Below are 24,861 nucleotides of genomic sequence, written 5' to 3'. Positions count from 1 at the left end.
GGGCCGAGCTTCTGGGACTGGAGCGGGTCGGACGTCACGACCACTTTTTCGAACTGGGCGGCCACTCACTGCTGGCCGTGCAGCTGATAGAGCGGCTGCGGCGGCTGTCGCTCGGGGTGGAGGTGCGCACCCTGTTCGCCAGGCCGGTGCTTTGCGATCTGGCCGCAAGCCTTGGCAGCCAGCGCGAGGTGGCGGTGCCCGCCAACCTGATCGACGAGCACAGCACGGCGATCATGCCGCGGATGCTACCGCTCATCGAGCTGACGCAGGAAGAGATCGACCGGATCGTCACCACGGTGCCGGGCGGGGTCGCCAACATCCAGGACATCTATGGCCTGTCGCCGCTGCAGGACGGCATTCTGTTCCATCATCTTCTGGCCAGCCGGGGCGATCCCTATCTGCTGGTCAGTCAAATGGCGTTTGCCAAGCGTGAGCTGCTGGATGGCTATCTTGGTGCGGTTCAAGAGGTGGTGGATCGCCACGACATTCTGCGCACGGCCTTTCTCTGGGAGGGTCTGTCGAGCCCCGCGCAGGTGGTGTGGCGCAAGGCGGCCTTGGATGTGCTCGAGGTCGAGCTGGACGAGAATGGCGGTTCCGGTCACGAGCAGCTGAAGCGGCGGTTCGATCCGCGTCAGTACCGCATCGATCTTGGTCGGGCGCCCTTGATGCGCTTCGTGATCGCGCGCGAGCCGGGCAGCGGGCGCTGGCTGCTGCTGGAGTTGCTGCATCATCTGATAGGGGATCACACGACGCTGGAAGTGATGCATGCCGAGGTGCGGGCCGTGCTGGCAGGGCGGGCCTATGAACTGGCCGTACCGCAGCCGTTCCGCAATCTGGTGGCGCAGGCGCGGCTTGGCATGGATGCCAAGGCGCATGAAGCGTTCTTCCAGGAGATGCTGGGCGACATTGACGAGCCAACGCTGCCGTTCGGGCTTCGCGAGGTGCATGGCGACGGCAGCGGGATCGGCGAGGTGCATCGGATGCTTCCGCGGGCGCTCAACGATCGGCTGCGCGCTCAGGCGCGGCGGCTCAGGGTGAGCCTTGCGAGCCTGTGCCATCTGGCCTGGGGGCAAGTGGTGGCGCTGAGCAGCGGCCGAGAGCAGGTGGTGTTCGGCACGGTGCTGTTTGGCCGCATGCATGCGGGGGCGGGCGCCGACCGTGCGATGGGCCTGTTCATCAACACCCTGCCTGTGCGGCTCGACCTTGACGGAGCCGGAGTCGAGGCGAGCGTGCAGGCCACGCATGCGCGGCTTTCTGAGCTGCTGGCGCACGAGCATGCCTCGCTCGCGCTGGCGCAACGCTGCAGCGGCGTTGCGGCGCCGGCGCCGCTGTTCAGCGCGCTGCTGAACTACCGCCACAACACGCCGGCGGCCAAGTCCGGTTCTGGAACGGATGATGTCCTGGCCGGCATCGAACGGCTGAGCGGGGAAGAGCGCACCAATTATCCGTTGACGCTATCGGTTGAGGATTTTGGCGAGGCGCTCGGCCTGACGGCGCAGGTGGCGGAGCCAATCTCTGCGGATCGGGTCTGCGGCTACATGCAGCGGGCGCTCGAGCAGCTGGCAGATGCATTGGAGCAGGCTCCCGACAGACCGGTGTGGGAGCTGGACATCTTGCCGGCCGACGAACGCAGCTATCTGCTGGAGGAGCTGAACCGGACGGCGGCGGCCTATCCGTCGCAGCGGTGCATCCACGAACTGTTCGAGCAACAGGTGCAAAAGGCGCCGGATGCGGTGGCGGTAGTCTGCGAGGACGAGCGCCTGAGCTATGGCGAGCTCAATGCGCGGGCCAACCGCCTAGCGCATCATCTGATCGCCTTCGGGGTCAAGCCGGACCAGCCGGTGGCGATATGCCTGGAGCGCAGCCCGGCGATGGTGGTGGGAGTCTTGGCGATCCTCAAGGCGGGAGGGGCCTATCTGCCGCTGGACCCGGCCTATCCCAGCGCGCGGCTGCGGCAGGTGCTCGAGGATGCGGCGCCGCGGCTGCTGCTTTGCGATGCATCCGGCCGCGCCGCGCTGGGCGCCGAAGCGCTGGCCGATGTCGGCGTGGTCGATCTGGATATGGCCACCCCGGCCTGGGCCGAACGGCCGGCTTCGGACCCGAACCCGCGCGCGCTGGGCCTCACCTCACGTCATCTCGCCTATGTCATCTATACCTCAGGCTCGACCGGCACCCCAAAGGGCGTCATGGTCGAGCATCGGGGATTGGTCAATCTGGTGTTGGCTCAGGTCGGTCTTTTTGGCGCTTCTTCCAAAAGCCGAGTGGTGCAGTTCGCCTCCGTTGGGTTTGATGCAAGCGCTTGGGAGCTTCTTATGGCGTTTGGCTCTGGAGCCGCATTGCACTTGCCTGCGGACGAGATCCGTCAAGCGAGTAACAAGCTATCGGATTATCTCCGAAGCGAAGACATCACCCATGCGACGTTACCCCCAGTCTTGCTTCAGGCAAGCAAGACGCTGGAATGTTTGGCTTCGCAAGTTCTCATTCTTGCTGGAGAACTGCCGAAAGCTGAACTCATCCGAAGTCTGGCCTCGGCAGCAATTGTCAACGCTTATGGCCCGACCGAAGCAACTGTCTGCGCGACGGTCTGGAATTGCCCGGCTGATTTTAATGGGTCAGTGGTCCCGATCGGCCGTCCGATTGCCAACACGCGGGTGTACCTGCTGGACGGTCATGGCGCGCCCGTGCCGTTCGGGGCGGTGGGCGAGCTTTACATTGGCGGGGCGGGGGTGGCGCGGGGCTACCTGAACCGCCCCACGCTGACAGCCGAGCGGTTCATCGCCAGTCCCTTTGTGGACGGCGATCGGCTGTACCGGACCGGCGACCTGGGGCGTTATCTGCCGGACGGCAATCTGGAGTTCCTGGGCCGCAACGACGACCAGGTGAAGATCCGCGGCTTCCGCATCGAGCCGGGCGAGATCGCCGCGCGGCTTTGCGGGCACGCCTGGGTGCGCGAGGCGGTGGTGGTGGCGCGACAGGATGGCCGCGGCGACAAGCACCTCGTTGGCTATGTGGTGTGTGCGCCCGAAGCTCAATCGGATGAGCTGGATGGCGCTGACCTTGCCGGCACCTTGCGCGCGCACCTAAGTGCGCGGCTGCCGGATTACATGGTGCCGGCGGCGTTCGTGCGGCTCGCGGTGCTGCCCGTGACGCCGAACGGCAAGCTGGATCGCAAGGCGCTGCCGGCGCCGGAAGATGCTGCGTATGCGCGTCGGACGTACGAGCCGCCGCGGGGCGAGATCGAGACGGCGCTGGCCGAGCTTTGGGCCGAGCTTCTGGGGCTCGCGCGGGTCGGGCGCCACGACCACTTCTTCGAACTGGGCGGCCACTCGCTCTTAGCGGTGCAGCTGCTCAGTCGCGCAGTCGATCTCGGGCTCAACTTCAGCGCCGCCGACCTCTTCCAAGCCCCCGTTCTAAAGGAACTTGCATCGAAAGTTCATGTGGCGCCACAGCCCAGCTATTCGGGAGCGATTTGTGCTCGAGAAGCCGGATCGCGGCCACCGCTGTTCTTTGTTCCCACAGGTTTGGGCGATTGCTCCTATATCCCCAGTTTGGCGCAAGAAATGGATGTCGACTGTCCTGTCTACGGTTTGCCGTGGCCGCAATTCAGTGCAGCTCAATTTCCAACTCTTCAAGAGATCGCCTCGCAAGCTAGCATGGCGATTCGCGAGATCCAGCCGCGAGGTCCATATCGGTTCTCTGGATACTCATCAGGAGGAATCTTGGCTTATGCAATTGCGCAGCAGCTACTAAAGCTCAACGAAGCTGTTTCCTTCATCGGCCTAATTGACGTTGTTTTATTTGCAAATGCGTCAAGGACATCACCCACCCAAATGATACAAGAAGTACTGCTGGAATCTCTCGAATTAGATGACGAGAGGTTCGAAATCCTCGACCGCTTCGCTGGACAAAATTCAATTTCCCGACTGCTTGAAAAGGCTCAGAGAATTGGGGCGATCCCTCTGGATCGTGATCTCCGCAATGACATTCTGACGTATGAAAGGGCCACGCAGTTCCAACGGGCGCTGGCCTTGTATCAAGTTCCGTCCCTTCCGGTTGAGATACACCAATTCTACGCGAACCGGCCTCTTAGCCGACGGATACGTTCTCGAAAAACTTCGCTAGGTCCAGAAGCAAGTTCGCCTTTGCGGGGTTGGGACCGGATTTTAAGTGCGGAGGCCATTCATGCCGTGCCAATTCCAGGCGACCATGTGACTATGATGAATGTCCCGGAAAACCGCCAAGTTCTGGGTCGGGCCATTTCAACGGCCTTGATCGGGACTCTTAATAGACCCAAAGCATGAATTTCTCCGAATTTTCTTGGGCGCCGGATAACGTACAGATTCTGTCGCACTCTCAGCATTAACGGCTTCTCCTAGAATGAAGGAACTTTGAATGAACGATGGGAATGCCATGTCAAGGGTAGGCGCTTAGCCGGACCCCTTGCTTCGGGATCGGTATAGCTGTGCGAAAGAAGCCTCCGGCTTGGACGGAGGTATGGGATGGTGCGTATTTCGCAAAAACGGGACAGCAGTTTCGCTAAATCGCGGACAGCGTAGCGGCGCTGGCCGCCAAGGTGCCGCTCGCGGTCCTCAGCGACTACGACCCCAAGATTGCGGCCGCCAGGATCGATCTCGCCAAGACCTTCACCAACCGCTTCGCCGAGCACGCCGCACAGCAGCTGAAGTAAGGGGGATTGGAATGTCTCTGCCGCTCACTGGCATCCGCGTCCTCGACCTCTCCAACGTGCTGGCTGGTCCGTTCTGCGGCTATCATCTCTCGCGTCTCGGTGCCGAGGTGATCAAGATCGAAAATCCGAACGGCGGCGACCTGGCGCGGCGCCTCGGCTCCGATCCGCAAAGGGCGGAGCGCTTGCAGGGCCTCTCCTTTGTCGCCGTGAATGCTGGCAAGCAATCGGTGGCGCTGGACTTGAAGTCGGAATCAGGCCGCGAGGTGTTCTTGCGGCTCGCCACTGAAGCCGACGTGGTGCTCGAAAACTTCCGGCCGAAGGTGATGGAACGGCTTGGTCTCGGCTTTGACGTGCTCTGCAAGCACAACCCGCTTCTCGTCTATTGCGCCATCTCCGGTTTCGGACACAGCGGGCCGTGGTCGGCCCGTCCGGCCTATGATCAGATCGTCCAGGGCCTCTCTGGCGCCATGAGCGTCACCGGTGATACAGCCTCGGCGCCGCTGCGCACCGGCTTTCCGATCTCGGACACGATTGCGGGGCTCACGGCCGCCTTTGCCATTAGCGCGGCTCTGGTCGAACAGCGGCGGACCGGCCGTGGTCGCTTCATCGACGTGTCTCTGCTCGAAGCCACCGTTGCAGCGATGGGATGGGTGGTCTCCAACTACCTGAACGCCGGCGTCGAGCCGCAGCCGATGGGCAACGAGAACTTCACCGCGGCTCCCTCGGGCACGTTCAACACGGAAACAGGCCCGTTGAACATCTCCGCCAACGAGCAGAAACAGTACCAAGCCCTATGCGACCTGATCGGCCGACCCGAGCTGAAGACGGATCCACGCTTCGCAAAGCGCGAGATGCGTAAGGTAAACCGTGCGGCGCTGAATGCGGAATTGAACGAGGCGCTCAGCCGCAAGCCCGCTGAAGAATGGGAGCTGCAAATGAATGCGGCCGGTGTTCCCGCGGGCTGCGTGCTGACGGTCGCTCAGATATTGCGGCAGCCGCAGCTGCTCGACCGCCGCTTCGTCGAGACGTTGCCCCCGGAACAGGCCGGCGCGCAGCCACTACGGATCACGCGGCCGGGCTTCCGGCTAAATGAGGAGTTTCCGGTGCCGTCACCACCTCCCACACTCGGAGCAGACACGGAGCGATGGCTGCAGCGGCTCGGCTATTCCGCAGAGGCCATCGCTGAACTCGTGGCCAGCGGAGCGGTTGCAGGCAAAACGGTAGGGTGAACCACTGGAGGGCACCATGAGCGATGAAACCGCATTGCGAGACGCAGCCGCGCAGTGGTGGCGGACGTCGATCTGTGACGTCGCTCCCGGGCGCATCGCCTATCGGGGTTATCCGATCCAGGATCTGATCGGCCGGATCTCGTTTCCGGCGATGATCTGGCTGATGCTGCGCGGAGAACTGCCCTCAGTGGCGCAGGAGCGGCTGCTCCAGGCCGCGCTGGTTGCGTCCGTCGATCACGGCCCGCATGCGCCGTCGATCGCGATCGCCCAGATGGCGGTGAGCTGCGGCCTGCCGCTGAACGGCGCGATGGCCTCCGCCATCAACACGCTTGACGACGTCCATGGCGGCGCGGGCGAGCAGGCCGTCGAGCTTTATGACGACCTGTTGCGGCGGACCGAAACCCAGGAGATCGACGCCGCGGCAGGTGCGGCCATCGATCATTTCACCGCGACCCGCGGCAAGTATCTGCCGGGCTTCGGCCACCGCTTTCATCCGGTCGATCCGCGTGCCGCGCCGCTGCTGGCGCTGGTGGATGCGGTTACGGCTGAAGGCTGTGTCGCTGGGCGCTATGCCGCCGCAGGCCGCGCCATCGAACGCGTGATGCGGCAACGCAAGGGCAAGCTGATCCCGATGAACATCGATGGAGCCACCGCCGTCATCTATGGCGAGCTCGGCTTTGCGCCGCCGCTCGCGCGGGGTGTGTTCTGCCTGTCGCGCGCGGTCGGCATCCTGGCGCACGCCTGGGAGCAGACCGGACGCAAGGACCGCAACAAGGGGCCGATGCCCAAGCAGTTTGCCTACAAGTATGAAGGCCAGCCGCGCCGCGCGTTGAGCGATACGCCATGATGTATCTCGACACACCGCCACAGCGCGTCGAGACCCGCGTCTTCTCGGCGATGCCGGCGGAGTTTCGACGTCCAGGCGTTCGCTCGGACTGGGCCGATGCCAACCGCGGCGGCAAGCCGGTGGATTGCTTCATCGAGGGGCCGGCATTCGATGCCGCCGGCAATCTTTATGTCGTCGATATTCCGTTCGGCAGCATTTTCCGGATTGCACCGGATGGAGCCTGGTCCTTGGTCGCCGAATATGACGGCTGGCCCAACGGCCTGAAGATCCGCTCCGATGGTCGTGCAGGCGCGCGATTTCATCTTCCTGGAAAGGTCGTTGTCGCGACGGGTAGCGGATCTTCCTTGAGAGGCAGGACATTGTGGGTGCGATCGTGCGTGGGCCGCTCGTCAGTATTCCCCTGGGTGCTAAGGTGTCTGCATGTTCGACTGTAGAACAGTGGTCCGTTCATCCAAATTGCGAATTCAAGCTCTCCAGCTATTTGCGGGGAGTGCAGTGGTCTCAGATGCCGGCGAATGTAATAAAACTATTCCAACAAATCGCCGAAGTCGCAGAATCAAGTGCAAGGTACCATACTGGTAGCGCCCGAAACGGCCGCGACCATTGAAAGGGCTTCTTTGCGGCGATGCGATGATTAGCCACGCCTGCACAGCAACAAACGATGCGTGCGCGGCGAAAAAAAAGGAAGCTGATTATCTCCGCGCGACGAAAAATGGTGCGTCTTGGACTCGCATGGTCGAACAATCTTTGAGAGGATTGGTCATCAGGCAATGGTGCCAGTCAGGAGCGCTGATGATGCGCAACAACATCTTTGACAAGGTCATGCATTCGATCATGCGCGAGCTCGTCGATAAGTTGTGTTCGTGTCGTTCCTGAGTGGCGTCTCAATGCGCAAGCGCGATCTGAACTGAGATCGCTCTAGCTCCTCGAAATCACCAACCTAAAAGGCCGATCGAGCAGCAGCGTCCGCACTCGCTCGTCTCGATCGGCGTGGTCGCATGGTGCTGCCGGACTCAAGCCGCCGGCTATTTCGCTGCCGTGCAATTTTCAAGGGACAAGCAAGATGTCTGCGAACAACAATCCGATCAAATTTGCTTACTGGGTGCCGAACGTGTCCGGCGGCCTCGTCATCTCCTCGATCGAGCAACGTACCAGCTGGGACATCGACTACAATCGCAAGCTCGCCCAGATGGCCGAGAAGGCCGGCTTCGACTACGCGCTGAGCCAGATCCGCTTCACAGCGGGCTACGGCGCTGACAAGCAGCACGAATCGGTCAGCTTTTCACACGCGCTGCTCGCCGCGACCGAAAAGCTCAAAGTGATCGCTGCTCTCCTTCCCGGCCCATGGAATCCAGCATTGGCCGCAAAGCAGATTGCAACCATCAGCCAGCTCACCAATGCGCGCGTTGCGGTCAATGTTGTCTCGGGCTGGTTCCGCGGCGAATTCCATGCGATCGGCGAGCCCTGGCTCGATCACGACGAGCGTTATCGCCGCTCGGAGGAGTTCATCAACGCGTTGCGCGGGATCTGGACGCAGGAGAGTTTCACGCTCAAGGGCGACTTCTATCGGTTCAACGACTATTCGCTCAAGCCGAAGCCGCTCGATCCGCTGCCTGAGATTTTCCAGGGCGGCTCCTCGCGTGCGGCCCGCGACATGGCCGCCCGCGTGTCCGATTGGTATTTTACGAACGGTAACACGCCTGACGGCCTGAAGACGCAAGTCGACGACATCAGGAGCAAGGAAAAGACGTTCGGCAAGAGCTGGCGAACCAAGATCGGCATCAACGCATTCGGCATCGTTCGGCAGACAGAAAAGGAGGCCAAGGATCTCCTCCAGGAGATCCTTGATAAGGCGATCCCGGAGGCGGTGGGCGGCTTCCACCATGAGGTCCAGAATGCCGGCAATGCCAGCCCCGAGCGCGAGGGCAATTGGGCCAAATCCACCTTCCAGGATCTCGTTCAGTACAACGATGGCTTTCGTTCCAATCTGATCGGCACGCCGCAACAAGTCGCCGAGCGCATCATTGAGCTCAAGCGTGCCGGTGCCGACCTGATCCTGCTCGGCTTCCTGCACTTCCAGGAGGAGGTCGAATATTTCGGCAAGCATGTGATCCCGCGGGTCCGCGAGCTCGAGGCGAGGACGCCCGTGCGCGTTCAGGCCGCCGAATAGGCCTGAGGAGAGACAGCGAAGTGGCGGGGATTGCGACAGGAGCGGGCGTGCTTCGTCTGGAGGAGGTTCCTGCAGACGAACAGATCCGTGCAGGGTCCCGAGAGCGCGATGACGTGACAGAGCTCAATAACGAGCGTGCCGTCAGAGCGATCGCGGGGCCGGCGCTCGGACTTGCGAACATTTCGCTGACATTCGGCGGCGTCGCAGCGCTACGCGAGGTCGATCTGGAAGTCGCCCAGGGCGAGATCCTGGCAGTGATCGGACCGAACGGCGCCGGCAAGAGCTCGCTCCTCAACATCGTCACTGGGCTTTACCGGCCCGACCGCGGGAAGGTGTGGTTTGGCGAGCACTCCTTTCGTGATGTGCCGACGTCGAAGCTTGCAGCGCTTGGCGTGGCGCGGACGTTCCAGAATCTGGCGCTCTTCAGGGGACTTTCCGTCTTCGACAATGTGCTGATGGGGCTAGCGCATCGCGTCCGTACGGGTTTTTTGCGGCAGATCGTCGGCTCGCCACTGGCGCGACGGATCGAGGCGGAGAATAGCGCGGTCGCCGAAGAAGTAATCGGCTTCCTGCATCTTGCTGAGGTTCGTGACCGCCTTGCTGGAACGCTCCCTTACGGAGCGCAGAAGCGCGTCGAGCTGGCGCGGGCGCTGGTTGCTCAGCCGAGGCTCCTGCTGCTGGACGAGCCGTTCGCAGGCGTGACTCTTACCGAGAAGCGGGAGCTGTCGCAGCATGTGCGCAGCGCCCGCGATAGTTTCGGCGCAGCAATCGTCCTGATCGAGCATGACATCGGCGTGGTTATGGGCCTGTCCGATCGCGTGGCCGTGCTCGATTACGGACGAAAAATCGCCGACGGCACGCCCGACCGAATCCGCGCCGATCCTGCGGTGATCGACGCTTATCTCGGCGTCGCACATGAGGACGATACGGAGCTTGCGATCTGATGTTCGATTACCAGTTTCTGATTGAGGTGCTGATCGGTGGCCTGCTTTCGGGAGTGATGTACTCCCTTGTCGCGATCGGGTTCGTGCTGATCTACAAGACCTCCGGCGTACTTAACTTCGCACAAGGCGCGATGCTGTTGTTCGCGGCCCTGACCTTCGTCAGCCTCGTCGAGCGCGGCGCGCCATTCGTTGCCGCACTGGCAGCGACGCTGGTCATCATGGTCGTATTGGGCATCGCCACCGAGCGCGCGGTGCTGCGGCCGCTGGTCAACCAACCGCCGATCACCCTGTTCATGGCGACCCTCGGGCTTTCGTACGTCATCGAAGGCGCAGCCCAGCTTCTGTGGGGCACGCAGGTTCATGGCCTCGACATCGGCATCAGCGACACCCCGTTCGAGGTGGCCGGCGTGCTGATCAGTCGCTTCGACCTGTTTGCGGCGGCGGTCGCGGGCAGCCTGGTCGCGCTGTTTGCACTCTTCTTTCGCTATACCCGCACTGGGCTGGCGTTTCGCGCCGTTGCCGACGATCAATTTGCAGCGCTTGCGGTCGGCCTGCGATTGCCACGGGTCTGGGCTGCCGTTTGGACCGTGGCGGGGATCGTCGCCCTGGTCGGTGGGCTGCTGTGGGGCGCGCGGCTCGGCGTGCAGTTCTCGTTGTCGCTCGTCGTCCTGAAGGCGCTTCCAGTCTTGGTCCTCGGCGGGTTCGACTCGGTCGCCGGTGCGATTGTCGGTGGTCTTTTGGTGGGCGCAATCGAAAAGCTGGCTGAGGTCTATGTAGGACCGTTCTTTGGCGGCGGCATTGAGGCCTGGGCCGCCTATGTCGCGGCGCTGGCGCTCCTGCTGATCCGGCCATCGGGCCTGTTCGGGAAGAAGCTGGTGGAGAGGGTGTAAGTCATGCTGGCCCTCACTCCTGCTAAATCGCGCTGGGTCTCCGGTGAGGTGCTGTGGATCGGCCTGGTGATTGTGGCCGCCTACGGCATCGTTCCTCTCGCGGGGACGGACTATCTGCTCGACGCCGTGCTCACGCCGTTCCTGGCGCTGTCACTTGCGGCCGTGGGGCTCAACGTCCTGACCGGTTATGCCGGTCAGGTCTCGCTCGGCTCGGCCGCCTTCCTCGCTGTCGGCGCCTACGCCGCCTATAATCTTCATCTTCGCATCCCCACATTGCCGCTGCTCATCGACCTGGTGCTGGCCGGGGGTGTCGCAGCGGTCATCGGCATCATATTTGGGCTACCGAGCCTGCGGCTGCGCGGGTTCTATCTCGCGGTATCGACGCTCGCCGCGCAGTTCTTCGTACAGTGGGCGCTGACCAAGTTCAGCTGGTTCTCCAACGACAATCCATCAGGGGTAATCGACGCGCCGATTCTCAGTATCGGCAGCATTACGTTCACGAGCCCCGCGGAACGTTACGTTTTCTCGCTGACGATCGTGGTCGTTTTGACCCTGCTGACGCTGCGATTGTTGCGTTCTCAATCCGGCCGCAACTTCATCGCGGTGCGCGACCATGAGATCGCGGCCAAGGTGATCGGCGTACCGCTCTTGCGCACCAAGCTGCTCGCCTTTGCCCTTTCGTCCTTCATCATCGGTGTTGCCGGCGTGCTCTGGGCATTCGCATATTTGCGCACGGTCGAGCCGGCCGGATTCAATCTGGATCGATCTTTCCAGATCCTGTTCATCATCATCATTGGGGGCCTTGCCTCGCTGCGCGGCTCCTTCATCGGCGCCGCCTTCATCGTCGTGTTCCCGCTCCTGCTGTCGCGGATCGGCGCCGCGTTGCTCGGCAACGTGTTCGATTCGGGTGTTCTCGAGATGAGTCAGCGCATCGTGATCGGAGCGCTCATCATTGCTTTTCTGATCGCAGAGCCGCGCGGGCTGATCGCGCTGTGGGACCGCGCCCGCCATCCGGACCGCCAGGCGCCCCGCGATCCCGACTTGAGAGTTGCTTACCCCAAAGGAGCTTGTAATGAACATGTTCAGACGTTTGAAAGTGACTATGGGAGCGGCGCTCGCCGTAGGCCTCGCTAGTACGTTGGCGGTGCACGCCGACGAACAGTTCTTCCCGCTGCAGAGCTATCGCGTTGGTCCCTACGCCGCCGGCGGTACCGGGTTCTTTGGCGGCTTCATCGACTATCTCAACCTCATCAACATCCGCGATGGCGGCGTCAATGGCGTCAAGCTCACCTGGGATGAAGGTGAGACGCAGTACGAGGTGGAACGCGGCGTCGAAGTCTATGAGCGGCTGAAGAGCGGTCCCGGGATTGCGGCGTGGAATCCGCTTTCGGTTGGCATCGCTTACGCCATGATCGACCGCATCACCAAGGACAGGGTGCCACTGATCACCGTCAACCATGGTCGTACTGATTCGACCGATGGCCGCGTGTTCCCTTACGTCTTTCCGCTGCTGCTCAATCCCTACAGCGAGACGTCCGGCATCGTGAACTACATTGCCTCCAGGGAAGGAGGCGCGGAAAAGCCCAAGAGCAAAAAGATCGTCGTGCTCTATCATGGCTCGCCGTACGGCAAGGAGACGATCCCGATCTACAAGCTCCTGGCAGACAAATACGGCTTTGAGGTGGAACAGATCGAGGTCCCGCACCCGGGCAATGAACAGCAGTCGCAATGGCTCTCGATCCGCCGGGCAAAGCCGGACTACGTGGTGTTGCGCGGCTGGGGCGTGATGAATCCGGTGGCGCTCAAGACCGCGCAGAAGGTCGGTTTCCCCGCCGACCACATCATCGGCAACGTTTGGTCCAACTCCGAGGAGGATGTCATTCCCGCCGGTGACGCCGCCAAGGGGTATATCGCGATCACGACCCAGACCTCCGGCGCCGAATATCCGGTGCTCCAGGAGGTGATCAAGACCGTCTATGGCGCGAACAAAGGCAATCTCGACGACAAGAAGCGCATCGGCAGCGTCTATCACAACCTCGGAATCGTGAACGGTATCCTCAATGTGGAAGCTGTCCGGATTGCGCAGGCAAAGTTCGGCAAGCGTACCTTGACCGGTGACGAGGTCCGCTGGGGCTTTGAGCACCTAGCGCTCGATCCGGCGCGGGTGGAGGCGCTGGGCGCCAAGGGCCTGTTCCATTCGATCAACGTCACCTGGGACAATCACGAAGGGGATGGCCGCGTCACTTTCCAGCAGTGGGATGGCAGCAAATGGAAGGTGGTCTCGGACTGGATTGCGCCGGATTGGGCCTCCCTGCGGCCCATCATCGAGAAGTCGTCCGCCGCCTATGCGAAGGAGCACAACATCAAGATTCGTAGCTCCGGCGATGAACCGGTGAGCCATAGCGCAAGGCAACGCTTAGGTTACTGCGGGAGCCTCGGCTCCCGCAGTTTTCAGACGGGGTGAATCCGGGCATGAGTGACGTTCTGCTTTCGGTCGAAGCGTTGGCGGCAACCTACAACCACGCCATTCGCGCCGTAAACGACGTATCGTTTGCGGTTCGACGTGGCGAAATCGTCGCCGTGCTCGGCGCCAACGGAGCCGGCAAGTCGACGACGCTCCAGGCGATCTCGGCGCTGCTGCCGGCTCGGCGTGGCCAAGTGGCCGCCGGGCGCATTCTTTTCGACGGCCGCGACATCGTATCCACATCGCCCGCGAAGCTGGTCCGGGCCGGGATCGTTCCCGTGCTCGAAGGCCGGCATTGCTTCCCCTCGCTGACCGTGGAAGAGAACCTTATCACCGGTGCTATTGGCCGAGACGCAAGGTCTCGCGTGATCCGTGCCGATCTTGACGAAATCTATGAGCTCTTCCCACGACTGAAGGATCATCGCAAGTCGACCTCGGGGCTCACATCGGGCGGCGAGCAGCAAATGACGGCGATCGGTCGCGCATTGATGTCGCGGCCACGACTCCTGGTGCTCGACGAGCCGTCGATGGGGCTCGCGCCGCTCGTCGTCGAAGGCATTTTCCGAGCGCTGAAGCAGCTTAATAGCGAGCAGGGGCTCTCAATCCTGGTCGCGGAACAGAATTCGACGGTTGCGCTGCGCTTTGCCGACCATGCCGTCGTGCTTGAGAGCGGCCGCAGCGTGCTGTCCGGTGCGTCAGTCGAATTGCGCAGCCGCGACGACATCAGGGCCCTTTACCTCGGCGGTTCACCGCAAACCGACGTCGCCGATAAACCGCTTATCCATGCCGCTGCCACACTTTGACGAACACAGGGGAGAATGACCAATGGCTAACGACAATCTGGCGCGCAAGATCGATTCTGACATCTATTCCCGGCTGGATGCCGCGATCGACGCCACCGTAAAGGTCAATGCCGATCGCAATGATCTCGAAAGCCGTTTTCCAAGAGAGAATCTGAGGGCATTGGCGGAAGCCGGCTGGACCGGCGTGCTGAACGAAACACGCTTCGGTGGCCTTGGTCTTGGGCATGTCGATTTTGCCGAAGCCGCTTACCGCATCGGACAGTCCGATGCGTCGACCGGCCTCGTCTACGTCATGCATGTCGGCGCGGCTCAGACGATCAATCTGTTTGGTAACGATGACCAGAAGGAGCGTTGGCTCAAGGCCAACAATGGCGCTTTGCTTGGTACATACTCGACCAGCGAACGTGCCACTGGTGGACACTGGTGGTATAATCTCTCCGAGGCATCGCGCGACGGCGACAATTATCTTCTCAACGCCGAAAAGTCGTTCACGACGAGCTCCGGCCAGGCCGACTTCTATGTCGTGCAGACGCGCTCGCCAAGCGCCAAGGACCAGACCGACATCGTCTTCTTCATTGTCGACGGCAAGTCTGAGGGCATCGACTCCAAGCCTTGGGATGCGCTCGGTGTTCGCGGCAATCACTCGGGCCCGATCCGCTACAGCAACGTACGGGTGCCGCAGCGTGACCGGCTCGGCACTGAGGGGCAGGGGAAGGAGATCATATATGATGGCGTATCCCCGGTCTATCTGATCGGCCTCGGTGCGGTTTGGGAAGGCGTGGCCCGCGGCGCGTTGAACGCAGCCGTCAAGCACGCCACGAGTTTCGTTCACAAGGACCGAAACAAGAGTCTGTCCGACTATCAAGCGATCCGGCAGGAGCTCGGTGCGGCCAAGGTGTTGGTCGAGACCTTGCGGCCGTGGCGCCTGGAGCTCGCGGCAAGGCTGGATGAGCTCTGGCGGGCCGGTAAGCCGCAGAGCGAGATCCTAATCCCTCTGACCGAGTTCAAGGTCCATGCAGCCGAGGTTGCGAATAAGGTCGCAGCAGCAGCACTCACGGTCACGGGAGGTTACGGTTACCACCGCGGCCCGATCGAGCGCGCCTTCCGTGACGCGCGGGCAGCCATCGCCATGGGACCATCAAACGTGATTGCTCGGGACTGGATCGGTAAGGCGCTGGTCGGCCTGCCGCTCGAGCTGTTCTACGAGGGCGGAGAATAGGCCGAAATGCGCCGCGCTATTGGGCGCTGGGCCCCGCGAACGCTGGGCTCAGCGTCACGCGCCGCTTTCCGAATCCGACTTCGAACCGTTCTGGATGATGCGGTCCTGTAGCGCAGGCGCCCCAGTCGCCTCAGCTACAAGTTCGATGGCGCGAAGCCCGCCCGCCTTATGATCGCGTAACAAGGAAGGTGAGCCGCTAAATCCTCTGCACGATGGCAATTCTATTAACGTAGTTGTATCTCGCCACACGCGAGTTCCGCTAAGGTCATTGTCGGATTGGAGGAGACCTCGCATGTTCGACTCCGAAACCACCACCCTTCTGCGCGCGGTTCTGGATGAAGTTTGCAAGGATCTTTCGCTTCATGAGACCGGCGCCAGAACACACGTCGCCTCCAAAATCCTGGAAGCCGCGACCCGAGGAGAGACGTCCGTCAACGTTCTCAAGCAAGTTGGCCTGACGGCGTTGAATAGCGCGCCGACGATGTGGCGCTAGAAAGCTCGCAGGTGCGCTTCCTTCAGCGAGGCGCAGGCTCAGGCGCTGAATTCACCGCAACAGTCAACGTTGATTCAGATGTTTCAACTGCGGTTGCTCGCTAAGTAGATTGCAAGCCTGGGCGTGGATTCCCTAATCTTTCGGTACACATTCACTCCGCCGAAACTCACAGTGCAGCGAGATTGTCTTCCCCGTACCTCAGGCGGCGCGTGCGGAATCATCCATTTGCAGCGCTTCAGCGGACACCTTGCCCGAGGGGCCTGTCTTGAGCTCGAAGCTGATCCGGGCCCCCTCGGCAAGCCCATTGTCGCCGGCCTTCTCAACCGCCCTTTGCTCGCCGCCCGCCTCCAAGTAGTTACTGGTCTCACGCCGTACGTGCATTCGTGCCCGTCGAAGCTATCCCTGCAGCCGATCGATCGACTGCCATCGCTCGCCATTTTGCATTTCAGGGCCGCGAACCCGGGACGGTGATAATGCTTGGCCTGCAGGGTGATCGTGCCGTCGGCTAGGGCGTGTCGACCGTCGATCCCGTTATCCGGCCCCTCCGGAAAAGCCTCGAAGTGCTTTCCGATTTCGCGGCCTATGAGGTCGCGGCGCAAATCCTCAAACTCGCTGTGGGACAAATTCGCGAAATCACAGTTCATGCGACTGGAACTTGCGGAGGATGGCGCGGGGAAGGGGACCTGGTTTAAGAAATGCTATTTTAATCTAGTATTGCTTGATTTTATGGGAGTTTTTCAAACTTGCAAATGGTTTGAAGATATGTCGATATATCAACTATGGATAGACAAAGGGGACAACTCTTAAACCAGCTCGACAAGCTCCTACCTGAGGGGCTAGTGGTCGATTCTGCCTGGCTCAAGCGGCACGGCTACTCCACCCAACTCCAGCATCTGTATGTGCAACGTGGTTGGCTTGAACAGCCAGCCCGAGGGGTCTTCCGGCGGCCGCGTTACAAACTAAGCTGGCAACAAGTCGTCATATCCCTCCAAGGCATTCTGAATTATTCCCCACTCGTCGTGGGCGGACGGACGGCGCTCGAATTGCAAGGGTATGCCCACTATCTCCCGCAATCGACGACCCGCGTCCATCTTTACGGACCCAAGCCGCCACCATCCTGGCTCAGTAAGTTGCCGCTATCCGTCAAATTCATCTACCACAATGATAGACGGCTCTTCAAAAACGACCCCGTCGCGAAGAGCATAAGCAGCGTCCGCTGGAATGTCGAAACCGGCAAGATGACAGACATCACGGCCTTTCGGGGAGGCGACGTAGCTCAACTGAACTGGGGGCAATGGGACTGGCCTCTGACCTTGTCCACGCCCGAGCGCGCCGTCTTCGAACTGCTTGACGAATTGCCCAACAACGAAAGTTTCGAACAGGTCGACGCCCTGCTCGGTGGTCTTGCGAACCTTCGGCCGGACCGCTTGCAGAAGCTCCTGAACGATTGTGCGAGCGTGAAGGTCAAACGTCTCTTCTTCTATTTTGCCGATCGCCACAACCATGCCTGGCTCAAGCGGCTCAACAAGGAGGCTGTCGATCTGGGCCACGGCAAGCGCATGCTCATCAAAGGTGGCGTTCTCGACCCGACCTATCAGATAACGGTACCGGAAGATCTCAATGGCGTTCGATGACATCTACAAAAAGCAGGTCGCGCTGTTGCTGCGCGTTCTCCCGTTCGTCACCGAAGAGAAGTGTTTCGCCCTGAAAGGGGGCACTGCAATCAATCTGTTCGTCCGCGATATGCCGCGTCTGTCCGTCGATATCGATCTGACTTATGTTCCTGTAGCGCCGAGACCCGAATCCCTCGCCGACATCGATGCGGCCATGCAGCGCATCGCAGCCAAAGTAAAAGACAAGATCCCCGGTGCGCAGGTCCATGAGACCCGTAAGGAGGGCGCGATCGTCAAACTGGTGGTTCGCGCGCAGAATGTCCAGATCAAGATTGAAGTCACACCGGTGCTACGTGGCTGCGTCTTCGAGCCGGTCGTGACTTCGGTGCGGCCTGCCGTTGAAAAAGAGTTCGGATTCGCGGAGGCTCGTACCGTGTCTTTCGCCGATCTCTATGGTGGCAAGATCGTTGCGGCTTTGGACCGCCAGCATCCACGCGATCTGTTCGATGTGCGAGATTTGCTCGCCAATGAAGGCATCACGGATGAAATCCGCAAAGCTTTCATCGTCTATCTCCTAAGCCACGACCGGCCGATGTTCGAGGTGCTTGCCTCGCCTCAAAAAGATATCAGCGATGAATTCCTCCATGGCTTCGAGGATATGACGGACAAGCCCGTTTCGAAGGATGACCTTATTGCCGCGCGCAAGACGCTCGTTGAAGAAATTGTTGGCAAGATGCCGGACGCACACCGGAAGTTTCTTGTATCGTTCGAGCGCGGCGCGCCCGATTGGGGTCTCCTCGGCATACCCGCCGCAGCCGATTTGCCGGCCGTCAAGTGGCGTCAGCAGAATCTCGACAAGCTGTCGAAGGAAAAACGCGCCGAACTCGTCACTAGCCTCGAGAAGGTTCTCTTCGCATAGGCTTGCGAATTTCTCGGCGGCGGTTTCGAGAACAGATGAATAGCGATCTTGGGCAACTCCGGGTCACGGCCATAGGCCTCGACGATGAAGGAGATCACGGGTTTAAGAGCCGCAATACGTTCGTTAGCTTGCCGATCGTGAAACTCCGGTCACCTCAAAATCGGTTCGAAACGGCGGAATAAGGATCCCGCGTTCGCGGGGCTTACGTTGACCGCGCCTGGATCTGTCCGACGGCAGGTTGGGTGAAGACGATCTATCGAGTGATCCCGAGAAATTTGTACGCAACGTACAGAGGCGTATGCTTGCCGCGTGGACCGGCAACTCGCTGCTGCAGCCAACGAGTTCGTCACTGTCGCCGTTATCCGCATCGAAATACTCTTGACCAATCGTGAGAACTTATCGATAAAGCTCGACTACTACTGTAGGTTAAGTAATCAAATTTCAACGCTCTACCCGCGAGCGCGCCCATAATTATTTCGTCGCAGGTCATCTGTATATCCGCGGGCTCGATCCTTGTTCGGGAATCCGAGCCTACTTCGCTAGCTCAGTGACGTTCTCAGCAAACTGTGAGGGAAATAACGCGATGTCTGTGCGCGAGCAGCTCTTTACCCTGTTGCGCAACCTCCGGTGGATCACGGTACTGTCGATAGCCATCTCACTATTGCTCTACCTGCCAGATCAGATTCAAGAGCTCTACAGGATAGCTGCTGATGACATTGGTTGGGTGACCGTCAGCGAGTTTGTCGCCCTGGGCGTGATTGCGATAACAATTTGGGTGGGGGCCTTTCAGCTTACCGCTGTAGGGGCCGTAGTGAATTTGTAACATGGCCAAAATGCCCACCGCGCGGCAGCTTCTGCAATCTCAGACCGGGAACTGAGTTGCAGCTTTTGCAGCAGTCGCTTTCGCTGTTCGCCAACTTGATCTGCTCTTCCGCCGATCTGAGCCGCAATAGATCGGTCAGAGAAGCCGCGGGCTATACGCCGCAGGAGGCGCTTCTCACGGGGGCTCAGGATCGGCGCCTTCATCGGGCGAAGATTGCGATTGCGGCTAACAGGACGGGGATCAAGCCGCCTACCATGACCCAGATGCGATAGGTAAGGTCGTCTGCCATGGCACGCACCCTAGCTTTAATGCGCGGCGGGAACCATACATCTGACGCCGACTGATCGCCATGCGGCAGTTCGTGTCAGATCAGTAAGGTCACGGGCCTGCGCAAGGTTCTTTGGCGGGGGGTATTGGCGCCGCGAGGCCGCGCGACCGCGCCATTTGAGGATATTTGCAATCGCGTATTCGATTTATGCAGATCGATACACAAAGGGCGGATACGCGAAGTCGCGCGCGTCGCCCGGAAACCGTGAGCTTCATGGGTTGGAACACCCACATGCCGCCCGAGGTTAGATCGATTGCGCACCATCGCGGCGGCGCTGACCGCGCGCTGGATTGGAGGCAGCACATGAAAATCGTGGACGAAGACGGCGAGATCATCGCCACAGCGTCGGATGAGCATACTCTAATCGGCGGCCACCACCGCCTCGCGGTGGCGGCCAGCCTTGGTAAAAAACTGTTCTGGCGAGATACCGGCGAACCAGTGAAGCTTGATAACTTCTTCAAGCATTATGGAAGTTCTCTTCGACATACAGCCTAGGCCCCTCGTTGAGCGTATCGCTGTTCGGGTCAACAGCAGACAAACGCCGCCGAACCCATGTTCGTTTGGTGCCACTACCGGTGCCGTCGTCTACAGAAGGGCCTAGCAGGACGACGGGCGATAATGTCTCGCTCACTTGCCCTGAAATGGACCCGCAGAGCGGGACCGCTTGAACCGGTTTGTTGGTTGGAAACTGACCGCTCCTGATCCCTTTCTATCACGCTGCCAGAGTCTCTGTCTGCTGCAGTTGCTGTGGGCATGTGGTCAACGCGTCAGCGTTGTCCACTATGTCCACAGCCTTCGCGGCCTGCATCCGTTCGCGCCAAACCGCCATCGGCGTGCGATAGCCGTGCGCCTGATGAAGGCGACGATCGTTGTAGAAGGCGATCCAGCTCGCGACCCCTGCCTTGGCCTCGCGGCCGTCGGCATAACCCTTGAGATAGATGTCCTCATGCTTGAGCGACCGCCACAGCCGCTCGATGAAGACGTTGTCCATCCAACGACCACGGCCATCCATGGAGATCTTGATCCCTGCGCCCGCCAACGCGCCGGTGAAGGCCGCACTGGTGAACTGGCTGCCTTGGTCGGTGTTGAAAATCTCCGGCGTGCCGTACTTCGCCAGCGCCTCGTCCAGAGCCGCCACGCAGAACGACACGTCCATCGTGTTCGACAACCGCCATGCCAGAACCGCACGGCTCGCCCAGTCGATGATGGCGACGAGATAAAGAAAGCCGCGGCCGATGGGCAGATACGTGATGTCGGCTGCCCATACCTGGTTTGGCGGGTCGATCGTCAAGTTGCGCAACAGGTAGGGATAGATCTTGTGGCCCGGCGCCGGCCTCGTCGTGTTCGGCCTTGGTCCCAGCGCCGCGATGCCCATCTTGCGCATCAACCGCTGCACGCGCTTGCGATTGACCTGAAGCCCCTCAGCCTTCAGCATCGCGGTCATTTGCCGCGAGCCCAGGAACGGCCAGGCGGTGAACAGCTCGTCGATCCGCCGCATCAGGGCAAGGTCGTTGTCGTTGGCCGGCCGTGGCGGCCGGTAGACACCAGAGCGCGCGATGCCAAGCAACATGCATTGCCGGCGGATCGACAGCGCCATGTCGGCGCGATCGAGCATTCCTCGACGGTCCGGCGTGCTCATCTTCCGGACCTCCGCGCTAAAAAATCGCGCTCGACTGTCAGTTGTCCAATCTTGGCGTGCAGCTTCTCGATCTCGCGTTCGCGAGAGTCCTCGCTCTCCCGCCCGACACCCGCGTCAAAGGCCCGGGCCGCTTGGTCCAGCAGTTGCTTCTTCCAGGCATAGATCTGGTTCGGGTGAACCGCATAGCGCTGGGCCAGATCGGCCACCGTCGCCTGCTCCCGCACCGCTTCCAGCGCGATCTTTGCCTTCAGTGCCGCGTCGATCTTGCGTCTCGTCTTCGTCGTCATCATGCGCTCCGTCTATCAAACGAAGCAGCCCCTTCCAACCAAGCACGTGGTCCCAAAATCAGGGTCCATTTCAGTCCGGTGCGGTTCACCCTTACCGCAGGTCAGAAGGGCGATGCACCGCAAGCCGCCGCCTTGATCGAGGGATTGCCTGCCGAGGTCGTCATGGCCGATACCGCCTACGACGCCGATCACTTGCGCCAAGCTATCGCCGCCAAGGGGGCGCTCGCCGTCATCCCCAACAACCCGTCACGCGCGCTCAAACACCCACTCGACAAGCACCTCTATGCCCAGCGCCATCTTGTTGAATGCTGCTTCTCAAAGCTCAAGCAGTTCCGACGTGTCGCAACCCGCTTCGAAAAAACGGCCCGGAATTACCGGGCCGTCGTCACTCTCGCAGCCATTGTCCTATGGATGCGCTAGTGTCCACACCACCTAAAGCGAATTCAGCATACGAAACCCGAAAAACGGAAATTGCAAATATCCAGACATCCCACGGTCGCGCGTACCCCGCGTTTGGCCCGGCCCCGGGGGACCCGGCTTGATTTGTCGCCGTCGAGCATCGAGCACGAGAGGCGCCATCACGTCAGTGCGCCATTCACGAACATCGAGCGCGCCAGCTTAACGGCGGTAGCGCGGCTGATCCGACTAACGCTCGTTCATCAACATGGACTGTTCACTTAGGTACGGACCTTTACTCAGTGCATGGCGTCTATGCGCGCGCGAAAGACGACCCATGTTAGAAAACAGTGCACACCGTCAGCATGACCGATCCGTCCAATCCCCACGCCCAGACTGCCGTGCAGCTCTTGGTCTGGGCCCTGGAAGAAATCGAAAAAGCCGGCAACATGGAAGCCGCACAACACGCGCGAAGCGCATTGGACGCGATCCGAAAGAGCATCCAGCTGGACAATTTGGTCCCGCGCAGCATCACTGAACCCTGACGCAGGCCCGCTGCATACCCCAGGTCTTCAAACGTCTCGATCACCTCTTCGGCTCTTTGGCCGGACCGGACGTTCACGGCGTGCGCCGCTGCTGAAGGTCCAGAGCCGGTAGGCTTCGTCCTCGTAGGGATCATCACCTGTCGGCGGCGGAATAAGCTTCACCCGCCGCCCTCAGGACGAGGGCAATGTCGGACACCGCCTATCAAGGTGCCACCCAGGGACGTTGCGTCGCCTCCGTTGTGCCGGGCGCGTTATCCACCGCAAGCTGTAGCGGCTTGCCTTGGCCGTCTTGGCCGGGCGATCCTATGCCATGGGGAGCAAATCACGAGAGACCATCTACGGCGCATCCGTCCGCGCGGTGGCAGAACGGGCGGCAGAGGCGCGCAAGCAGGCAGACCGCCTAACATGCGAGGCGTGGAATAAGCGGATGCTCTGCTTTCGGGGACCGGCGCAGCCATCGCCCACCCTGGGCGATGCCCTCAATGCGGGTTACCTCTATCTCGAAGTCCGATGTCTCGGTTGCGACACCAATCAGACCGTCGCCTGGACATCGTGCGGCGACCGAAGTGAACGCCGGTTCACGAGCCTGGAGCGCTACATGCGGTGCAAGGACTGCTCGGAGGTTCGTGGCCCTCCGTACAAGCGCAGCCATCTGGTGGCGCTGCGATCAACAAAGATTTCAGCGAGCGATCCACCATCGACTTGGTGGCCGGGAGAACGATGAACGTGCCATCGTCCGTACCGTTTATTTTGGGAGTTTTGCTCACTACCGCAGTTGCGTCAGTCATCGCGCTTTTCGTCTCGCGCGATGCAGCACAAACTTGGGATATTTTAAAGCTCGCCTTGCAGGGTATCGGAGCTTTGATATTCGCGCGCTACGGTGTCGTCTGGGCATTTGAAACATTTAAGTCTCAGAAGCGATGGGAGAGAGACGCGGCCACTTTCTCCAACGTACTTGCGGCTCTTCGCGAAATGGAACGAGCAAATGAAATATTGTGGGATGATGCCATCCACGCGAAAGACTACACCGATGAATACGTAAACGACGCGAAGGAGCGGTGGCGTGTTGCGAAAAAGAAATTCGAGGAGGCTGCGACAGGTTCTGTTTTTCTTCCCGATGCGATTTCCACCATCGTACTGCAACTCGAAGCGGACCTTGCGAACGCGCCAATGCCTGACACGTATCAAGAACACATCGATAACCGTGGATACCTCGTGTCTCAAGCATTGAAAAATTTAGAACGCAAGAAACGTTTGCTTTAGGCGCGGCCGAAATTCCATGTGCAACCTTTATTCAATCACCACCAACCAAGCCGCCATCGCTGCGCTATTCCGCGTCGTCAACCGCTATGTCGGCAACCTCGGGCCGATGCCGGGCGTGTTTCCTGATTATCCGGCGCCGGTGATCCGCAACACCGATACGGGCACCGAGATGACCCTGATGCGGTGGGGCATGCCGCCGGGCGGGCCGCCGGTCACCAACATCCGCAACACGTCGTCGCCGCACTGGCGCGGCTGGCTCAAGCCGCAGAACCGCTGCCTTGTCCCGGCCAACAGCTTCGCCGAGTACGCGCCGGAGCCAAACCCCAAGACCAAGAAAAAGGATGTGGTCTGGTTCGCGCTGAACGATGACCGGCCGCTATTCGCCTTTGCGGGCATCTGGACGACCTTCAACGGTGATCGGGGCACGAAGTCCAAACCGGTGCCAGGGCCGTGGCCTTGTCGTCGGACAGGAACGGGCCGTTCAGCACCTCGATGCAAATCCGGCCGTCCCTGGATCGGCTCAAAGGCACGGGCGTAGTCCATCAAGCGCCGGGCGGCCTTTTCGGGATCGGCGTAACTGCGGTCTTCGGTCAGCTTTTTCTTGCTGCGGTTCGATCTTCCTTGTCTGGCCCTCTCATGACGATCATCAGCACGTCATCCGGCAACGGTCGCTGGGCTACGTTCACTCGTCCCTCTTACGTTTGCGCGCCAGGCATAGCGACTAGGCCTTCCAGCCCTTGGTGTGGCACCGCCTGGCCGATTCTGTCATGCCAATTCGGCGCGATCTCGCTCCGGCCGCACCGCAGACCTTGCAGACAAAGCGCCAGCCGACCCGGGACCATGGCCGGTGTTGGGGCAGGGTGTCGAGCGGGAAGTCGACCGTTCGCCTGCAGCCATGGCACTGGATGTTGCAGGTGACATGCCCCTCGGCGAGCCATTCGGCCGGGCTGCGGGGCGGGTAGTGGCCGGACCAGCGAGTGTAGCGACGTCGGGGCATGCCCGATCAAAGCGGCCCGAATCCCAAAGGCTCTGAGGCTTGCTATGGAAGAGCACAGATAAATCTGCCTTTCGTTCACGCTTTAACGCTCCAGCGACCCAATGAAATCAATGCGTTGGCCTTCTGTTGCGATATCGTCAAGTCAGAGTTCGCCGAAGCCGCTTACCGCATCGGACAGGCCGACGCATCGACCGGCCTCGTCTACGTCAAGGGTGAATTACTCGATCCGTCACGGATCACGCACGAAGATATGTCCGGGGCCGATCGGAGAGGCGGCCGCGGGGGAGGGGTCAGGAAGGGCTGAA

At 60.8% G+C, this 24,861-nt stretch carries 21 protein-coding genes and 6 pseudogenes; 24 read left to right on the top strand and 3 right to left on the bottom strand.

The genetic code is table 11. The annotated features are described in order from the left end of the window. The 14 genes and pseudogenes from XI09_RS45975 to XI09_RS04215 form a co-directional block, all read left to right on the top strand. Positions 1-107 (top strand): annotated as a pseudogene (locus XI09_RS45975) (phosphopantetheine-binding protein); the annotation flags it as partial. 126 nt (positions 108-233) lie between these two features. Continuing rightward, the gene (locus XI09_RS04275; protein WP_442869526.1) at positions 234-4,301 is read left to right on the top strand and encodes a non-ribosomal peptide synthetase; all 4,068 of its coding nucleotides are present in this window, start codon (positions 234-236) and stop codon (positions 4,299-4,301) included. A 397-nt stretch (positions 4,302-4,698) separates the two neighbouring features. Further along, positions 4,699-5,916: a CaiB/BaiF CoA transferase family protein gene (locus XI09_RS04270; RefSeq protein WP_271565771.1), complete on the top strand. Its 1,218-nt coding sequence runs from the start codon at positions 4,699-4,701 to the stop codon at positions 5,914-5,916. A 16-nt stretch (positions 5,917-5,932) separates the two neighbouring features. Continuing rightward, entirely contained in the window at positions 5,933-6,763 is an 831-nt protein-coding gene (locus XI09_RS04265) for a citryl-CoA lyase (RefSeq protein ID WP_271565770.1), read from the top strand. Further along, positions 6,760-7,047, top strand: a pseudogene (locus XI09_RS04260) (SMP-30/gluconolactonase/LRE family protein); the annotation flags it as partial. The gene XI09_RS04265 and the pseudogene XI09_RS04260, both read left to right, overlap by 4 nt. A 319-nt stretch (positions 7,048-7,366) precedes the next feature. Beyond that, positions 7,367-7,639 (top strand): hypothetical protein, encoded by a 273-nt coding sequence (locus XI09_RS04255; RefSeq protein ID WP_271565769.1) that lies wholly within the window; start codon positions 7,367-7,369, stop codon positions 7,637-7,639. 187 nt (positions 7,640-7,826) lie between these two features. Beyond that, positions 7,827-8,933: a dimethylsulfone monooxygenase SfnG gene (sfnG, locus tag XI09_RS04250; protein WP_271565768.1), complete on the top strand. Its 1,107-nt coding sequence runs from the start codon at positions 7,827-7,829 to the stop codon at positions 8,931-8,933. A 113-nt stretch (positions 8,934-9,046) separates the two neighbouring features. Beyond that, the gene (locus XI09_RS04245; RefSeq protein WP_442869523.1) at positions 9,047-9,877 is read left to right on the top strand and encodes an ABC transporter ATP-binding protein; all 831 of its coding nucleotides are present in this window, start codon (positions 9,047-9,049) and stop codon (positions 9,875-9,877) included. Beyond that, entirely contained in the window at positions 9,877-10,767 is an 891-nt protein-coding gene (locus tag XI09_RS04240) for a branched-chain amino acid ABC transporter permease (RefSeq protein WP_271565767.1), read from the top strand. Before XI09_RS04245 ends, XI09_RS04240 begins: the two co-directional genes overlap by 1 nt. A 3-nt stretch (positions 10,768-10,770) precedes the next feature. Beyond that, positions 10,771-11,901, top strand: a complete 1,131-nt coding sequence (locus XI09_RS04235) for a branched-chain amino acid ABC transporter permease (protein ID WP_271565766.1) — start codon at positions 10,771-10,773, stop codon at positions 11,899-11,901. Next, positions 11,840-13,153, top strand: a pseudogene (locus XI09_RS04230) (ABC transporter substrate-binding protein); the annotation flags it as partial. The gene XI09_RS04235 and the pseudogene XI09_RS04230, both read left to right, overlap by 62 nt. 86 nt (positions 13,154-13,239) lie before the next feature. Continuing rightward, on the top strand, positions 13,240-14,034 hold the full coding sequence (locus tag XI09_RS04225; protein ID WP_271565765.1) for an ABC transporter ATP-binding protein: 795 nt from the start codon (positions 13,240-13,242) through the stop codon (positions 14,032-14,034). A 22-nt stretch (positions 14,035-14,056) separates the two neighbouring features. After that, positions 14,057-15,253 carry an acyl-CoA dehydrogenase family protein gene (locus XI09_RS04220; protein WP_271565764.1) on the top strand — a complete coding sequence of 399 codons (1,197 nt, stop codon included), beginning with the start codon at positions 14,057-14,059 and terminating at the stop codon, positions 15,251-15,253. Between the two features lie 292 nt (positions 15,254-15,545). After that, the gene (locus XI09_RS04215) at positions 15,546-15,746 is read left to right on the top strand and encodes a hypothetical protein (protein WP_271565763.1); all 201 of its coding nucleotides are present in this window, start codon (positions 15,546-15,548) and stop codon (positions 15,744-15,746) included. 198 nt (positions 15,747-15,944) lie between these two features. On the opposite strand, the gene XI09_RS04210 is transcribed toward XI09_RS04215, so the two are convergent. After that, the gene (locus XI09_RS04210) at positions 15,945-16,127 is read right to left on the bottom strand and encodes a hypothetical protein (RefSeq protein ID WP_271565762.1); all 183 of its coding nucleotides are present in this window, start codon (positions 16,125-16,127) and stop codon (positions 15,945-15,947) included. Between the two features lie 398 nt (positions 16,128-16,525). On the opposite strand from XI09_RS04210, the gene XI09_RS04205 reads away from it, so the two are divergent. From XI09_RS04205 to XI09_RS04195, 3 genes are all read left to right on the top strand, one after another. Beyond that, the gene (locus XI09_RS04205) at positions 16,526-17,380 is read left to right on the top strand and encodes a type IV toxin-antitoxin system AbiEi family antitoxin domain-containing protein (protein WP_271565761.1); all 855 of its coding nucleotides are present in this window, start codon (positions 16,526-16,528) and stop codon (positions 17,378-17,380) included. Then, positions 17,367-18,278 carry a nucleotidyl transferase AbiEii/AbiGii toxin family protein gene (locus tag XI09_RS04200; protein WP_271565760.1) on the top strand — a complete coding sequence of 304 codons (912 nt, stop codon included), beginning with the start codon at positions 17,367-17,369 and terminating at the stop codon, positions 18,276-18,278. Before XI09_RS04205 ends, XI09_RS04200 begins: the two co-directional genes overlap by 14 nt. Before the next feature lie 583 nt (positions 18,279-18,861). Continuing rightward, the gene (locus XI09_RS04195) at positions 18,862-19,101 is read left to right on the top strand and encodes a hypothetical protein (protein WP_271565759.1); all 240 of its coding nucleotides are present in this window, start codon (positions 18,862-18,864) and stop codon (positions 19,099-19,101) included. Here XI09_RS04195 and XI09_RS45970 read toward each other — a convergent pair. Next, complete coding sequence (locus tag XI09_RS45970) at positions 19,065-19,304, bottom strand: response regulator transcription factor (protein ID WP_442869522.1); 240 nt, start codon at positions 19,302-19,304, stop codon at positions 19,065-19,067. The two genes, XI09_RS04195 and XI09_RS45970, sit on opposite strands and share 37 nt — an antisense overlap. A gap of 428 nt (positions 19,305-19,732) precedes the next feature. Between XI09_RS45970 and XI09_RS04190 the strand changes: the two genes are divergently transcribed. Next, on the top strand, positions 19,733-19,924 hold the full coding sequence (locus XI09_RS04190) for a hypothetical protein (protein WP_271565758.1): 192 nt from the start codon (positions 19,733-19,735) through the stop codon (positions 19,922-19,924). Positions 19,925-20,141: 217 nt separating this feature from the next. Here XI09_RS04190 and XI09_RS04185 read toward each other — a convergent pair. Continuing rightward, a protein-coding gene (locus XI09_RS04185; protein WP_271565757.1) for an IS3 family transposase occupies positions 20,142-21,355 on the bottom strand; the annotation gives its coding sequence in 2 pieces (ribosomal slippage) (positions 20,142-21,079 and positions 21,079-21,355; 1,215 coding nt in all). Positions 21,356-21,430: 75 nt separating this feature from the next. Between XI09_RS04185 and XI09_RS04180 the strand changes: the two are divergent. The 6 genes and pseudogenes from XI09_RS04180 to XI09_RS04160 form a co-directional block, all read left to right on the top strand. Continuing rightward, positions 21,431-21,775, top strand: a pseudogene (locus tag XI09_RS04180) (IS5 family transposase); the annotation flags it as partial. Between the two features lie 341 nt (positions 21,776-22,116). Beyond that, positions 22,117-22,296 (top strand): hypothetical protein, encoded by a 180-nt coding sequence (locus XI09_RS04175; RefSeq protein ID WP_271565756.1) that lies wholly within the window; start codon positions 22,117-22,119, stop codon positions 22,294-22,296. A 310-nt stretch (positions 22,297-22,606) separates the two neighbouring features. After that, positions 22,607-23,020, top strand: a pseudogene (locus tag XI09_RS45685) (hypothetical protein). Beyond that, positions 23,017-23,559 (top strand): hypothetical protein, encoded by a 543-nt coding sequence (locus XI09_RS04170; RefSeq protein ID WP_333939028.1) that lies wholly within the window; start codon positions 23,017-23,019, stop codon positions 23,557-23,559. The pseudogene XI09_RS45685 and the gene XI09_RS04170 overlap by 4 nt, the downstream one beginning before the upstream one ends. Before the next feature lie 16 nt (positions 23,560-23,575). Beyond that, positions 23,576-24,010, top strand: a pseudogene (locus XI09_RS04165) (SOS response-associated peptidase); the annotation flags it as partial. Positions 24,011-24,554: 544 nt separating this feature from the next. Further along, entirely contained in the window at positions 24,555-24,860 is a 306-nt protein-coding gene (locus tag XI09_RS04160) for a hypothetical protein (protein WP_271565754.1), read from the top strand. Position 24,861 lies beyond the last annotated feature (1 nt).

The sequence above is a fragment of the Bradyrhizobium sp. CCBAU 11386 genome (genome assembly GCF_028128955.1).
Taxonomy (GTDB): domain Bacteria; phylum Pseudomonadota; class Alphaproteobacteria; order Rhizobiales; family Xanthobacteraceae; genus Bradyrhizobium.
Note: the sequence above shows the minus strand (reverse complement) of the source record. Positions and strands in the feature narration are given on the sequence as shown.

Coding starts and splice junctions, on each gene's coding strand:
- XI09_RS04170 (WP_333939028.1), top strand. CDS start 23,017: ATGAACGTGCCATCGTCCGTACCGTTTATTTTGGGAGTTTTGCTCACT.
- sfnG (WP_271565768.1), top strand. CDS start 7,827: ATGTCTGCGAACAACAATCCGATCAAATTTGCTTACTGGGTGCCGAAC.
- XI09_RS04275 (WP_442869526.1), top strand. CDS start 234: ATGCCGCGGATGCTACCGCTCATCGAGCTGACGCAGGAAGAGATCGAC.
- XI09_RS04270 (WP_271565771.1), top strand. CDS start 4,699: ATGTCTCTGCCGCTCACTGGCATCCGCGTCCTCGACCTCTCCAACGTG.
- XI09_RS45970 (WP_442869522.1), bottom strand. CDS start 19,304: ATGAAGGCGCCGATCCTGAGCCCCCGTGAGAAGCGCCTCCTGCGGCGT.
- XI09_RS04175 (WP_271565756.1), top strand. CDS start 22,117: ATGACCGATCCGTCCAATCCCCACGCCCAGACTGCCGTGCAGCTCTTG.
- XI09_RS04160 (WP_271565754.1), top strand. CDS start 24,555: ATGCCCGATCAAAGCGGCCCGAATCCCAAAGGCTCTGAGGCTTGCTAT.
- XI09_RS04225 (WP_271565765.1), top strand. CDS start 13,240: ATGAGTGACGTTCTGCTTTCGGTCGAAGCGTTGGCGGCAACCTACAAC.
- XI09_RS04265 (WP_271565770.1), top strand. CDS start 5,933: ATGAGCGATGAAACCGCATTGCGAGACGCAGCCGCGCAGTGGTGGCGG.
- XI09_RS04240 (WP_271565767.1), top strand. CDS start 9,877: ATGTTCGATTACCAGTTTCTGATTGAGGTGCTGATCGGTGGCCTGCTT.
- XI09_RS04235 (WP_271565766.1), top strand. CDS start 10,771: ATGCTGGCCCTCACTCCTGCTAAATCGCGCTGGGTCTCCGGTGAGGTG.
- XI09_RS04195 (WP_271565759.1), top strand. CDS start 18,862: ATGTCTGTGCGCGAGCAGCTCTTTACCCTGTTGCGCAACCTCCGGTGG.
- XI09_RS04205 (WP_271565761.1), top strand. CDS start 16,526: ATGGATAGACAAAGGGGACAACTCTTAAACCAGCTCGACAAGCTCCTA.
- XI09_RS04215 (WP_271565763.1), top strand. CDS start 15,546: ATGTTCGACTCCGAAACCACCACCCTTCTGCGCGCGGTTCTGGATGAA.
- XI09_RS04220 (WP_271565764.1), top strand. CDS start 14,057: ATGGCTAACGACAATCTGGCGCGCAAGATCGATTCTGACATCTATTCC.
- XI09_RS04190 (WP_271565758.1), top strand. CDS start 19,733: ATGAAAATCGTGGACGAAGACGGCGAGATCATCGCCACAGCGTCGGAT.
- XI09_RS04210 (WP_271565762.1), bottom strand. CDS start 16,127: ATGCACGTACGGCGTGAGACCAGTAACTACTTGGAGGCGGGCGGCGAG.
- XI09_RS04200 (WP_271565760.1), top strand. CDS start 17,367: ATGGCGTTCGATGACATCTACAAAAAGCAGGTCGCGCTGTTGCTGCGC.